This is a genomic window from Natrinema sp. 1APR25-10V2 (assembly GCF_031626495.1).
GTDB lineage: Archaea > Halobacteriota > Halobacteria > Halobacteriales > Natrialbaceae > Natrinema.
The window spans coordinates 433,883-446,379 of the sequence record NZ_JAMQOJ010000004.1; the positions used below are offsets into that span (position 1 = coordinate 433,883).

The window sequence follows — 12,497 nt, forward strand, 5'->3', positions numbered from 1 at the left end:
GTCGGACACGAGTACGGCAGTGATCGCGACAGCGGTCACGGCGAAGGAGGGATGCACGGCGGTGGCGGTCACGATCACGGCGACCACGGCGGCGGAATGCACGAGGGCCACGAGACGATGTTCCGGCGGCGATTCTTCGTCTCGACGCTGCTCTCGATCCCCGTCCTGCTGTACAGCGAGACGTTGCAGGGGTGGCTCGGCTTCTCGGTCCCCGCCTTCCCCGGCAGCGAGTGGCTCACTCCCGTCTTCGCGGTGATCGTCTTCGCCTACGGCGGGGTCCCCTTCCTCCGGATGGCTGCCCCCGAACTCCGGGATCGTGCGCCGGGGATGATGACGCTCATCTCGATGGCGATCACGGTCGCCTTCGTCTACAGCCTCGCGAGCCTCGTCGTCCCCACGGAGGCCGCCTTCTTCTGGGAACTCGTCACGCTGATCGACATCATGCTGCTGGGCCACTGGATCGAGATGCGCTCCGTCCGGCGGGCCTCGAGCGCGCTGGACGAACTGGCGAAACTGATGCCCGACACCGCCGAGCGGATCACCGAGAGCGGAGAGACCGAGGAGGTTCCGGCGACCGAACTCGAGGAGGGGGACCTCGTGCTCGTCCGGCCCGGCGCGAGCGTGCCGGCCGACGGCGTCGTCGAGGAGGGCGACTCGGACGTGAACGAGTCGATGATCACCGGCGAATCGACCGCGGTCTCGAAGGAGCCGGGCGACGAGGTGATCGGCGGGACGGTCAACGGCGACGGCAGCCTTCGAGTGCGAATCAGCGCGACGGGCGAAGAGACGACGCTGGCCGGTATCATGCGGCTGGTCGAGGAAGCGCAGTCGAGCGAGTCGAAAACGCAGGCCCTGGCCGATCGCGCCGCGGGCTGGCTGTTCTACGTCGCCCTCGGCGCGGCCGTCGTCACGGCGATCGCGTGGACGATCGCGACGGGCTTCGACTCCGCGGTGATCGAGCGCGTGGTCACCGTCCTCGTCATCGCCTGTCCGCACGCCCTCGGGCTGGCGATCCCGCTGGTCGTCGCGATCAACACCTCGCTGGCAGCGCGCAACGGGATGCTCGTCCGCGACCGGATCGCGATGGAGGAGGCCCGGACCCTCGACACCGTCGTCTTCGACAAGACCGGAACGCTCACCGAGGGCGAACAGGGCGTCGTCGATATCGCGACCGTCGACGGTGTCTCCGAGGACGAGGCCCTCGCGCTCGCCGCGACCGTCGAGGGTGACTCCGAGCACATGATCGCCCGGGCGATCCGCGAGAAAGCAGACGAACGCGACGTCTCGAGGGGGACTCCGACCGATTTCGAGGCGCTGAAAGGCCGAGGGGTGCGCGCGACAGTAAATGGCGAGCGAATTCACGTCGGCGGGCCGAACCTGCTCGCGGAACTCGAGGGCGGCGTTCCGGCGAAACTCGAGCGGTTCGCGGAGCGGGCCGGCGAGAACGCACAGACTGTGGTGTATCTGGTTCGCGAGGGCGAGCCTGTCGCCGCGTTCGCGCTCGCGGACGTCATTCGCGAGGAGAGCTACCGAGTCGTCGACGCGCTTCACGAGTTAGGACTCGAGGTAGCGATGCTAACCGGCGACTCCGAGGACGTCGCTCGCGCGGTCGCGGCCGATCTCGGGATCGACACGGTCTTCGCCGAGGTGTTGCCCGAGGACAAGGACGCCAAAGTCACCGAGTTACAGGAACAGGGGAAGGCCGTCGCGATGGTCGGTGACGGGGTCAACGACGCGCCGGCGCTCACCAGAGCCGACATCGGGATCGCGATCGGGAGCGGGACGGATGTCGCCGTCCAGTCAGCGGACATCATTCTGGTCCAGAACAACCCGATGGACGTGGTTCGGCTCGTGAAATTGAGCCGCGCGAGCTACCGGAAGATGCAACAGAACCTCGTCTGGGCCGCGGGCTACAACGTTTTCGCGCTCCCGCTGGCGGCCGGGATTCTCGCACCGATCGGCGTTCTCCTCTCGCCGGCGGTCGGCGCGCTGCTCATGTCGCTCAGCACGGTGATCGTCGCGATCAACGCGCAGCTCCTCCGGCGCGTCGATCTTTCCGTGCCGAGCCTGCCGGGCGTCTCCGCACCGGGAGAGCCGCGGTCGGCTGACTGAATCAGCGACAGTACCGTATCGATCGCTCAGACACGGTTCCCTGTGCCTATCTAACCGATCCCCTCGAATCGGGAGCCACGCCGATAGTCGTAGTCGCTCGATGTCCCGACGGCGCCCGCCGCGCTCGAGTTACAGGTGCTGGGCCAGCAGGTTCCGCTCGGCACGCTGAAGGTGTTCGGCGACCGTCGACGGATCGACGTCGAGTTCGGCCGCAATATCGTCGGTCGTCGCCGAACGCGGCACGTCGTAGTACCCCAGCTCGTAGGCGGTCCGGACCGCCTCGCGTTGCCGGTCCGTGAGTTCGTCCAGCGGGTCGTCGCGACCGTCGTACGCGCCGAGTTTTCGCAGGTCGAGCGACACGCCAGCTGTTTCGTATCCGTCGATCGCTTCGGCGATCGTCTCCTGTGAGCCGACCAACGAGAGAGTAGCACCCCGGTCGGTCACGTCCGGTTCACAGGTCCCGATCAGGTCGTCCGATCGTTCGGCGAGCCCCGCCGGGAGACCCGGTGCGGTAAACGCGACCACGTACCGATACTCCGCCGCCGAGTCGCCGATCCGCTCCCACCAGTCGACGTACTCGAGCGCGGCGAGCCGGTCCTCGTCGAGACGTGTCTCGACCGCGAGCTGCACGACGGCACCGGTTCCGTGACACGCGAGTTCCTCGAATCCCCGTATCCCGGCGCTGCGAGCGAGCGCGACGAACTCCGCGATGCCCATCCGATCGAACGCCGGGTCGCTGAGCGTGACGCGGGCTTCTCGCATGGTCAGAGAGTGGACGGCATCCGACAAAGTGTTGTTCATCGGTCACTTGGTGAACTGGTGCTCCGGAGCACCGAGCCGCCACCCGATCGCGTACGCGGCACATAAACCGTCCCAGTATACTCGGAGCACGGGCCTTGCGTTCCGCGCCAGTACCGGTGCCTACGATGACGGCGATACAGACCGACAACCTGACCAAACGCTACGGTGACGTCGCGGCCGTCGACGGCCTCGACCTGTCCGTCGAGGACGGCGAAGTGTTCGGCTTCCTCGGGCCGAACGGCGCCGGGAAGTCGACCACGATCGACATGCTGCTCGACTACGTCCGGCCGACCGAGGGAACTGCGTCGGTCCTCGGGATGGACGTCCACGAGGAGTCGGCGGCGCTCCGCGACCGCATCGGCGTCCTCCCCGAGGGGATCGCCCTCTACGACCGCCTGACCGGTCGCCGGCACCTCGAGTTCGCGATCGACTGGGCAGACGCCGACGACGACCCCGCGGCAGTGCTTGACCGAGTCGGACTGGATGAACACGACGGGACCCGTTCGGTCGGCGACTACTCGAAGGGTATGCAACAGCGGCTCGCGCTGGGGATGGCACTGGTCGGCGAGCCCGACCTGCTCATCCTCGACGAGCCCTCTTCCGGGCTCGATCCACACGGCATTCGCCGGATGCGCGAACTCGTCCGCGAGGAAGCCCGAAACGGGACGACGGTGTTCTTCTCGAGTCACGTCCTCGGTCAGGTCGAGGCGGTCTGTGATCGCGTCGGCATCCTGTCCGGTGGCCGGTTGGTCGCCGTCGACACCGTCGACGGGCTGCGGAAGACCGTGGGGGCCGGCTCCGAACTGCGCCTGCGCGTGTCCGGTGACGTCGACCCCGACCTCGCCGGTCTCGCCGCTGTCGAGGGTGTCGACTCGGTGTGGTCGGCTGACGGCGTCCTCCGGGTCGCCTGTTCGGATCCGCGTGCGAAAGCACGGGTCGTGACTCGACTGACGAACGCCGGTATCGACGTCCTCGACGTCGATTCCGAGGAAGCGTCCCTCGAGGACGTCTTCGCGGCGTACACGACCGACGCCGAGGGTCTCGAGGCGGAGGCGGACGAACCCGCTACCGTCGAGGAGGTGGTTCCGTGACGGTCTCCTGGACGGACATCGCCCGGAAGGACTTCGAGGACGCCGCGCGTTCGCGGCTCCTGTGGGGGCTCATCGCCGTCTTCGTCGCCTTCCTAGTGATGGCGCTGCTGTCCGCCGAACAGCTCTTTCCGCCGTCCGTGACCGTCGACGCCGCGACGGCACTGGCGGGCGTGGCGATGCTCGCGCAGCTGTTCGTACCGGGCATCGCGCTGGCCGCCGGCTACATGGCCGTCGTCGGCGAGCGCCGGTCCGGAAGCCTGCGAGTGTTACTGAGCTATCCGTTCTCGAGGGGCGACCTGGTCGCTGGCAAGCTCGTCGGCCGGCTGCTGGTCACCGGGACGGCACTGCTCGTCGGATTCGCCGTCGCCAGCGTCCTCGTCGTGGCGCTGTACGGCGTCCCCGATGCGACGACCGTCGTCGGATTCGTTGGGACCGGCGTCCTGCTCGGACTGAGCTTCACGGGCCTCGCCGTCGGCGGTTCGGCCGCGGCGTCGACGCGCGGCCGAGCGCGGACGCTCACCATCGGTTCGTTCGTGGCCATGGTGTTCTTCTGGAAACCGGTAGTCGTCGGCCTCTACTACGCGGCGACCGGCTCGCTGCCGGGGCTTCGGGTCGAGCGCTGGTACGTCCTCATGAAGCGCCTCAACCCGCTCGAGGCGTACCGCGTCCTCGCCGGTGCCGTCCTCGATCGGCGAGTGGACGCGGTTCCCGAACTCCCGCTCGAAGACGTCCCGATGACCGCCTCGCCCGAGCGGCTCGAACTCGCGACCCGCCTCGCGGGCGAGGTCCCGTTCTACCTCGAGGAGTGGGCCGCTGCCGTCGTGTTGCTCGCGTGGGGCCTCGTTCCGATCGCGGTCGGATACTGGCGGTTCGAGAACGCGGATCTCGGATGACGACGATCCGGCGTCGTTCGCTTCGAAGGGTGACCGGCCGGCCGGTCCCGCCGTCTCGCGGATCCGTGTCAGTCGGTCCGTCGCGCCGCCCGTCGGAGCGCCGCGTATCCCGCCGGTAGACCGAGGGGGAACGCCAGAACGCCGAACGCGCCGAGAAGCGCGGTCGCTGACTGCAGCCGGTCGCGGCGGATCGCGAGCAGCGTCGCGCCGACGCCCAGCGCCGCGACGGCGTAGGCGGCGTTGCTCCAGACGGGATCGTACGAGGAACAGTACAGCCAGCAGACGAGCGTGTAGGAGGGGGCGTTCCACGTCGGCGGCTGCAGTTTCGGCCAGAGGAACCGACAGTAGGTCGTCCAGCCGAGCATCGCGAGCGACGGCAGCCCGGCGAGCCACAGGGCGGCACTGCGCCGATCGCTCGAGCCCCATCGGCGGTAGCCCGCGAGAAACAGCGCCGGGAAGCCGGCGACCCAGAGCCAGATACCGATCGTGTACGTCACCGGCCAGTGCTCGATCCGCGGCTGTCGGACCGGGAGCCGGAGCGACGGCGGGAGCGTCGCCCACGGGAACGACGGATCGGGAACCGGGTTCGTGAACAGCGCCGCCAGACAGAGTACCGTCCCGATACCGAGCCCGTAGAGCCCGTAGGTCGCGTACCGTTCGAGCCACCCCGGTAACGCGGGCCGATCGGATGTGGGACCCGATGCGGGCTCTCCGGCCGTCGCTCGAGATGCGGTGGACCGACGAGCCGTCATCGGTCCCGCTCGAGCGCGTCCCGCCGCTTCTCGTACTCTTCCTCGCTCAGTTCGCCGCGGGCGTACGCGACGCGGAGTTCCTCGAGCGCCCGGTCGTCGCCGCCCGATCCGCTGACCGCGCGGTAGAGGAGGTAGCCGCCGCCGACGATCGCGACGAGGAACGCTAACTGCATTACGATGGCCACGACGGCCATCCAACCGGTTCCGGGTCCGCCTCCCCACATCCCGTGGCCCCACGTGCCGCCCATCATCGAGCCGAAACCCATCATTCCGAACCCCATGAACACTATCGGGAGTACGATGAGGGCACCGATGGCGACGAGGACGGCCGTGACGAGTCGTGAGTCGCGTGTATCTGTTGTCATGAGTGGTCACCGGCGACGGGTCGTCCGTCTCCGTTTAGAGAAACGGTCTCCGTATTCAATGCGATTTTCCCTTCGAATCCAATGTCTGTGCGCGGATCTCCTTCGACGATCACAGCTTCGCGCGGTTCGGCGACCGAGACCGCGCGTTGAATCGCCGAAGCCGCGCTTCAGTCGTGGTCAGTTCCCGCGAGGCCGACCCTGACGGGACCGTCTCCACTCGTCGACCGTTCCGAGCGGTCGCCGCATCGATGGACCGCTGCTACGCTATCCGATGCTGGTACCGTCCCTCTTCACGCTGTAATCCTAGCTCCTCTGCCCTGACACCTTTCGAAACTATCTTTTATCGGCTGTAAATCCAGTACTTCCGAAGGATAATCGCAATAGCCGATCCCTCCGATGTACGACGTATGGCGGCAGTACTCATCGAGGGGGTTCTCGAGTCGCTCCGGATCGGCTTCGGGTTCCTCTGGACGGCGGCGTGGGCGATCATCATGGGGCTGATCATCACGAGTCTCGTGCAGGTATACGTCTCCAAGGAGCGAATGGCGCGGATTCTCGGGGAGAGTTCCCTCTCGAGCCTCGCGAAGGCGACGGCGTTCGGCGCGGCGAGCAGCGGCTGTAGTTTCGGCGCCGTCGCCATCGGAAAGGGGCTCTTCGCGAAGGGCGCTCACGCGGTGAATTTCCTCGCGTTCATGTTCGCGTCGACGAACCTCATCGTCGAACTCGGGCTGATGATCCTAATTCTGCTCGGCTGGGAGTTCCTCGTCGCGGAACTCCTCGGCGGACTCGTTCTCATCGCAGTGATGGCGCTCATCGTCCGCGTCACGCTCCCGGAGGCGCTGTTCGACGACGTTCGCGCGGAACTCGAGCGGCGCGACCACGGCGGGATGACGGATCCGACCTGTGGCATGGAGGGAACGGACGAACACGCCGTCGTGACCGACGGTGGCGAGACGCTGACGTTCTGTTCGGAGGGGTGTCTGGAGACCTATCGCCAGCGGGCGGCGAGCGGCGGTGCGTGGCACGACGAACTCCGGTCGTGGGGCGGGTGGTACAAAATCGGGAACCAGTACCGGAAGGAGTGGTCGATGATCTGGAAGGACGTCGTCGCGGGATTTCTCGTCTCGGGGTTCGTCATCGTGTTCGTCCCGCAGCGGGTCTGGAACGCGCTGTTCGTCCAGGGCGATGGGATCCTCGTGACCGCCGAAAACGCGATCATGGGCGTCGCCATAGCCGTTATCAGCTTCGTCGGAAGCATGGGAAACGTCCCGTTCGCGGTCGCCCTCTGGGGCGGTGGGATCAGTTTCGCCGGCGTCATCGCGTTCGTCTACGCCGATCTCATTACGATCCCGGTGTTGAACGTCTATCGGAAATACTACGGCTGGAAGGTCATGCTATACATCTTCACCGTCTTCTTCGTGACGATGGCCTTCACCGGCTTCCTCATGGAACTGCTCTTCGACGCGCTCGGCATCGTTCCGAACCTGGCCGGCGGCGAGACGGCGACCGAGCAGACGTATTTCGAACTGAACTACACGTTTTATCTGAACCTCGTCGCGTTCGCGCTCTCGGGCTTTCTGCTGTACGTGTATCGTCGCGGGCTGGGTTCGCCCGGCCGGTACCGCGATCCGGTCTGTGGTATGCGGACCGACGACGACGGTCCGTCCGCTACCTACGACGGTGATACCTACTACTTCTGCTCGACCGCGTGCGAGCGTACGTTCGAAGAGGCGCCCGCCGACTTCGCGTCGGCATCGCCGCGCGTTTCCGAAACCGAGGATCACGAGCACCACTGACGGCCGCGGTACTAGCGGTCTCTCGCGTCTTCGCTTCGAAGCGCCACGAAACGGTAGTCGACCGCGGTTACGCTGACGCCTCGTAGCCGGCCTCGTCGACCGCTTCGACGAGGTCTCCGGTCGCCGCGTCGCCCTCGACTGTCGCCCGTTCCGCGTCGCGGTCGACGGCTACCGTCTCGACGCCGTCGACGTCCTCGAGCGCTTCCTCGACGGTCTGTTCGCAGTGTTCGCAGGACATTCCTTCGACGGTGATCGTCTGACTCATGGCTATCCGTATGGACTGGTGCTCTTTGTGGGTTACTCCTTCTATCCTGGGGCCCGAAGTGACATTCGCTTTGGTATCGAAAGTGCTACCCGCTACGCTCTTTGCACTCGAGGGAGAACCTCCGCTATGCGCGACCTCGACGAAACCGACATGGAGATCCTGCGGCTGCTGGGCGAGAACGCCCGCCGACCGTACAGCGAGATCGCCGAGCAAGTCGGCCTCTCCGGGCCGGCCGTCTCGGACCGCGTCGACCGCCTCGAGGAGGCCGGCGTCATCGAAAGCTTCACCGTCGACGTGGACCAGTCCCAGCTCCGAGCCGGAATTCCGGTGTTCGTGCGGGCGACCGTTCCACAGAGCGCCGTCGACGACTGCAGAGCGGCGATCGCGGACGCCGACGCGGTGGAACACGTGTTCGTCACCGCCGACGGCGAACTCTGGTTCTACGCGCGTGCACAGGTGCAGCAGGTCCGACAGTGGCTCGACGGCCTCCTTCCCGACGCCGACGGCGTCGACTACGCGGTGACGCTGCTCGACGACGCCGAGTGGACGCCGTCGCTCGACGGCACCTCGTTCGCCCTCACCTGCGCGGAGTGTGGCAACACCGTCGATAGCGAGGGCGAATCGACTCGCATCGACGGCGAGGTGTACCACTTCTGCTGTCCCTCCTGCTCGAGCCGGTTCGAAGGCCGATACGATCGGCTCGAGGAGGGCGTCTGACTTTCGGTTCCAAACAATTCGATGTGATCGACTTCGCTTTTCGATCAGAAAAGGGCGTAAAGCGGGACCTCCTAGAAATCGGTAATGAGTTCCCGGACTGCACACCTCGACATCCGGGGCATGAGTTGTGCGAACTGTTCGCAGACGATCAACGATGCCCTGGAATCCCTCGACGGCGTGCGCGAGGCCAGCGTCAACTTCGCCACCGACGAGGGGACCGTCGAGTACGACCCCGATGACGTATCGCTCGCCGCGATCTACGCCGCGATCGATGACGCCGGCTACGAAGCCGAGCGCGCGAGTCGATCGATCGGTATCACCGACATGTCCTGTGCGAACTGCGCCGAGGCCAACGAGTCTGCCCTCGAGGACACCCCTGGCGTCATCGATGCCGAGGTAAACTACGCGACCGACGAGGCGGCAGTCGAGTACAACCCGGCCGACGCCTCGCTGTCGGACCTCTACGGGGCCATCGAGGCGGCCGGCTACACGCCCGTCCGCGACGACGGCGGCGAGGAGTCCGACCAAGAGCGCCGCGACGCGGCTCGACAGGAAGAGATCCGAAAACAGCTCCGGCTGACGCTCTTCGGCGCGGTGCTGTCGGCCCCGTTCCTGTTCTTCCTCGCCGATAAGTTCCTGCTCGAGGGCGCGTACGTCCCGGAGACGATTCTCGGCGTGAAATTCGGCTGGGTCGAGTTCCTGCTCGCGACGCCGGTCTACGTCCTCCTGGGCCGGGAGTTCCTCGAGAACTCCTACACGGCGCTCGCGAAGAACCGGTCGGCAAACATGGACGTGCTGATCGCGCTGGGCTCGTCGACGGCCTACTTCTACAGCGTCGTCGTCCTGCTGGGCCTGCTCGCGGGGAGTCTCTACTTCGACACCGCCGCGATGATCCTCGTGTTCATCACGCTCGGCAACTACCTCGAGGCCCGCTCGAAGGGTCAGGCCGGCGACGCGCTGCGAAAGCTCCTCGAGATGGAGGCCGAGACGGCCACGGTGGTCGACGACGAGGGCAACGAAGCGGAAGTCCCCCTCGAGGACGTCGCGGTCGGCGATCGGATGAAGGTCCGGCCGGGCGAGAAGGTGCCGACCGACGGCGTCGTCGTCGACGGCCAATCGGCGGTCGACGAGTCGATGGTGACCGGCGAATCGGTCCCCGTCGAGAAGGAACCGGGCGACGAGGTGGTCGGCTCGACGGTCAACGAGAACGGCATGCTGGTCGTCGAGGCCACGAAGGTCGGGACGGACACGGCGCTCCAGCAGATCGTCCAGACGGTCAAAGAAGCGCAGGCGCGCCAGCCGGAGATCCAGAACCTCGCGGACCGGATCTCGGCGTACTTCGTCCCCGCAGTCATCGTGAACGCGATCTTCTGGGGACTGATCTGGTTCCTCTTCCCCGAGGCGCTCGCGGGCGTCGTCGGTTCGCTCCCGCTGTGGGGGCTGGTCGGCGGCGGCCCGGCCGCGCTCTCGACGTTCGAGTTCGCGGTCGTCGTCTTCGCCTCCGCGGTGCTGATCGCCTGTCCCTGCGCGCTGGGGCTGGCGACGCCCGCGGCGACGATGGTCGGCTCCACGCTGGGCGCCCAGAACGGCGTCCTGTTCAAGGGCGGCGACATCCTGGAGCGCGCGAAAGACGTCGACACCGTCGTCTTCGACAAGACCGGCACGCTGACGACCGGCGAGATGACGCTGACCGACGTGGTCGCCCTCGAGGACGACGGAGAGACGGTGACCGCCGCTGACGGCGGCGAACCGGCGGCTGACGGTGGCGCGCTCACGACTCGAGCGGGTCTCGATCAGAGCGAAGTCCTCCGACTGGCCGCCAGCGCCGAGCGCAACAGCGAACACCCGCTCGCGCAGGCCATCGTCGAAGGGGCCGAGGAACGCGGCCTCGAGCCGACCGACCCCGACGGCTTCGAGAACGTCCCTGGACAGGGCGTCCGGGCGACCGTCGGCGACCGCGAGGTGCTGGTCGGCAACCGGCGGCTGCTCGAGGACGCGGGTGTCGATCCCGCGCCCGCCGAAGCGGCGATGGAACGGCTCGAGCGCGAGGGCAAGACCGCGATGCTGGTCGCGGTCGACGGCGCGGTCGCGGGCGTGGTCGCGGACGCCGACACGGTCAAGGAGAGTTCGGCCGACGCAGTCGCGGCCCTGCGCGAGCGCGACCTCGACGTCATGATGATCACGGGCGACAACGAGCGGACGGCCCGCGCCGTCGCCGAGCGCGTGGGGATCGATCCCGAGAACGTCCGCGCGGGCGTCCTGCCGGAGGACAAGGCCGACGCCGTCGAGGAGATCCAGTCGTCGGGCCGAAAGGCGATGATGGTCGGCGACGGCGTCAACGACGCGCCCGCCCTCGCAGTCGCCTACGTCGGCACGGCTCTCGGCTCCGGGACGGACGTGGCCATCGAGGCGGCCGACGTGACGCTGATGCGCGACGATCCGCTGGACGTGGTGAAGGCGATCCGCATCTCGGAGGCCACCCTCCAGAAGATCAAGCAGAATCTGGTCTGGGCGCTCGGCTACAACACCGCGATGATCCCGCTGGCCTCGCTGGGGCTGCTCCAGCCCGTCCTCGCGGCCGGCGCGATGGCGCTGTCGTCGGTGTCGGTCCTCTCGAACAGCCTGCTGTTCCGCCGGTACACGCCCGACCGGGACTACCGGCTGCTCGGTCGACTCCGTCGCTGATTGGCGTCTTACAGCGTCAGCGAGCGGGTATCGACCCGCTCGAGAAGTAGCGTTCGCGTTCCGCGTCAGTTCTCCTGTGGCTGCTCTTTGGCTTTTCCGTCGCCGTTCCCGTCTGGCTTGCCCTTCTCGCCGTCCGTCTCCTCGTCGTCCTGCTCTTCGTCCACGTCACGGATCTCGACCTTGTCGCCCGTGCCGCTCTGGCTGATCACCGGCTTGAGGATGTACTTCCCGCTCTTGCCGGCCTTGTGGGGCGCGATGTCGTAGACGAAGTCGACCGATTCGTTGTTGCCGACGGTAAACGTCGTGTGCAGCTGGAGCTTGTTGCTCGGCAGTTTCACCCGCGTCGTGCTTCCGTTGGTCAGGACGCCTTCGGTGTCGCTGACGTAGATGAAGACGGTCTCGTACTCGCCGGCCGGCAGCTCGAACTCGTCGATCATCGACGCGTTCGCGCCCTTCAGTTCGGTGAGGTCGACCGTCGTCTCGTTGACGTCGTACTCGATCCACTCCGATTCCGACTCGCCGTCGTCACCGCCGTCGCCGTCTGCTTTCTCCTCGTCTTCCTCGTCTGCTTGCTCGCCGTCGGCATCCGTCTCGTTACCCGTCTCACCGTCGGTTTCGTCGGTCGCGGTTTCGTTGGTCGACTCGTTTCCGTCGTCCGCGTCGCGTTCCTCGCCATCGGATTCGTTCGCGTCACCGTCGCCCGCGCTGCCGGCTTTCTTGAAGCCGACCTTCGTGATCGTCACGTTGAGGTGCTCGAAGTCGTCGATCACGTTCGGTTCGTCGCTCACGTAGAACGCGGCCGTTCCGACCCCATCGCTCGAGTCCATCACGTTCCCGTCGTCGTTCGTCGAGCTCTGCGTCGGTTCCCCGCCCATGCCGCCGGCACAGCCGGCGATGGCGACCAGCGCCGCCACGAGTACCAGTTGGATTGCGCGTCTGTTCATATCCAGCGACAATCAGTCGATTGTGGAAAAGATGGACGACGATACACGTCGTTCAGAACCGTTCAACGCCGTGAAC

11 protein-coding genes are annotated in these 12,497 nt (G+C 66.6%); 6 read left to right on the top strand and 5 right to left on the bottom strand.

What is annotated here, in order from left to right:
- Positions 1-96 precede the first annotated feature (96 nt).
- The gene (locus NDO75_RS15135) at positions 97-2,112 is read left to right on the top strand and encodes a copper-translocating P-type ATPase (RefSeq protein ID WP_310907542.1); all 2,016 of its coding nucleotides are present in this window, start codon (positions 97-99) and stop codon (positions 2,110-2,112) included.
- Positions 2,113-2,241: 129 nt separating this feature from the next.
- On the opposite strand, the gene NDO75_RS15140 is transcribed toward NDO75_RS15135, so the two are convergent.
- On the bottom strand, positions 2,242-2,874 hold the full coding sequence (locus NDO75_RS15140; protein ID WP_310907371.1) for a helix-turn-helix domain-containing protein: 633 nt from the start codon (positions 2,872-2,874) through the stop codon (positions 2,242-2,244).
- 164 nt (positions 2,875-3,038) lie between these two features.
- On the opposite strand from NDO75_RS15140, the gene NDO75_RS15145 reads away from it, so the two are divergent.
- Together NDO75_RS15145 and NDO75_RS15150 are read left to right on the top strand one after the other, a co-directional pair.
- Positions 3,039-4,004 (top strand): ABC transporter ATP-binding protein, encoded by a 966-nt coding sequence (locus NDO75_RS15145; protein WP_310907372.1) that lies wholly within the window; start codon positions 3,039-3,041, stop codon positions 4,002-4,004.
- Positions 4,001-4,897: an ABC transporter permease subunit gene (locus tag NDO75_RS15150; RefSeq protein ID WP_310907374.1), complete on the top strand. Its 897-nt coding sequence runs from the start codon at positions 4,001-4,003 to the stop codon at positions 4,895-4,897. Before NDO75_RS15145 ends, NDO75_RS15150 begins: the two co-directional genes overlap by 4 nt.
- A gap of 68 nt (positions 4,898-4,965) precedes the next feature.
- On the opposite strand, the gene NDO75_RS15155 is transcribed toward NDO75_RS15150, so the two are convergent.
- Together NDO75_RS15155 and NDO75_RS15160 are read right to left on the bottom strand one after the other, a co-directional pair.
- Positions 4,966-5,649, bottom strand: a complete 684-nt coding sequence (locus tag NDO75_RS15155) for a hypothetical protein (protein ID WP_310907375.1) — start codon at positions 5,647-5,649, stop codon at positions 4,966-4,968.
- On the bottom strand, positions 5,646-6,014 hold the full coding sequence (locus tag NDO75_RS15160; protein ID WP_310907376.1) for an SHOCT domain-containing protein: 369 nt from the start codon (positions 6,012-6,014) through the stop codon (positions 5,646-5,648). Before NDO75_RS15160 ends, NDO75_RS15155 begins: the two co-directional genes overlap by 4 nt.
- Positions 6,015-6,421: 407 nt before the next feature.
- Between NDO75_RS15160 and NDO75_RS15165 the strand changes: the two genes are divergently transcribed.
- Positions 6,422-7,810, top strand: a complete 1,389-nt coding sequence (locus tag NDO75_RS15165; RefSeq protein ID WP_310907377.1) for a permease — start codon at positions 6,422-6,424, stop codon at positions 7,808-7,810.
- Between the two features lie 67 nt (positions 7,811-7,877).
- Here NDO75_RS15165 and NDO75_RS15170 read toward each other — a convergent pair whose 3' ends face one another.
- Positions 7,878-8,075: a heavy metal-associated domain-containing protein gene (locus tag NDO75_RS15170; protein WP_310907378.1), complete on the bottom strand. Its 198-nt coding sequence runs from the start codon at positions 8,073-8,075 to the stop codon at positions 7,878-7,880.
- A gap of 126 nt (positions 8,076-8,201) precedes the next feature.
- On the opposite strand from NDO75_RS15170, the gene NDO75_RS15175 reads away from it, so the two are divergent.
- Both NDO75_RS15175 and NDO75_RS15180 read left to right on the top strand, forming a co-directional pair.
- Positions 8,202-8,792: an AsnC family transcriptional regulator gene (locus tag NDO75_RS15175; protein ID WP_310907380.1), complete on the top strand. Its 591-nt coding sequence runs from the start codon at positions 8,202-8,204 to the stop codon at positions 8,790-8,792.
- Between the two features lie 84 nt (positions 8,793-8,876).
- Positions 8,877-11,477, top strand: coding sequence for a heavy metal translocating P-type ATPase (locus NDO75_RS15180; protein WP_310907382.1), 2,601 nt, complete (start codon positions 8,877-8,879; stop codon positions 11,475-11,477).
- A 65-nt stretch (positions 11,478-11,542) separates the two neighbouring features.
- Here the strand turns inward: NDO75_RS15180 and NDO75_RS15185 are convergent, their stop codons facing one another.
- Positions 11,543-12,421 carry a DUF4382 domain-containing protein gene (locus tag NDO75_RS15185; RefSeq protein ID WP_310907383.1) on the bottom strand — a complete coding sequence of 293 codons (879 nt, stop codon included), beginning with the start codon at positions 12,419-12,421 and terminating at the stop codon, positions 11,543-11,545.
- Between the last annotated feature and the right edge of the window lie 76 nt (positions 12,422-12,497).

Excerpts from the sequence above, each read along its gene's own strand:
- NDO75_RS15135 (WP_310907542.1), top strand. The coding sequence starts at position 97 with ATGCACGAGGGCCACGAGACGATGTTCCGGCGGCGATTCTTCGTCTCG.
- NDO75_RS15140 (WP_310907371.1), bottom strand. The coding sequence starts at position 2,874 with ATGCGAGAAGCCCGCGTCACGCTCAGCGACCCGGCGTTCGATCGGATG.
- NDO75_RS15145 (WP_310907372.1), top strand. The coding sequence starts at position 3,039 with ATGACGGCGATACAGACCGACAACCTGACCAAACGCTACGGTGACGTC.
- NDO75_RS15155 (WP_310907375.1), bottom strand. The coding sequence starts at position 5,649 with ATGACGGCTCGTCGGTCCACCGCATCTCGAGCGACGGCCGGAGAGCCC.
- NDO75_RS15160 (WP_310907376.1), bottom strand. The coding sequence starts at position 6,014 with ATGACAACAGATACACGCGACTCACGACTCGTCACGGCCGTCCTCGTC.
- NDO75_RS15165 (WP_310907377.1), top strand. The coding sequence starts at position 6,422 with ATGGCGGCAGTACTCATCGAGGGGGTTCTCGAGTCGCTCCGGATCGGC.
- NDO75_RS15170 (WP_310907378.1), bottom strand. The coding sequence starts at position 8,075 with ATGAGTCAGACGATCACCGTCGAAGGAATGTCCTGCGAACACTGCGAA.
- NDO75_RS15175 (WP_310907380.1), top strand. The coding sequence starts at position 8,202 with ATGCGCGACCTCGACGAAACCGACATGGAGATCCTGCGGCTGCTGGGC.
- NDO75_RS15180 (WP_310907382.1), top strand. The coding sequence starts at position 8,877 with ATGAGTTCCCGGACTGCACACCTCGACATCCGGGGCATGAGTTGTGCG.
- NDO75_RS15185 (WP_310907383.1), bottom strand. The coding sequence starts at position 12,421 with ATGAACAGACGCGCAATCCAACTGGTACTCGTGGCGGCGCTGGTCGCC.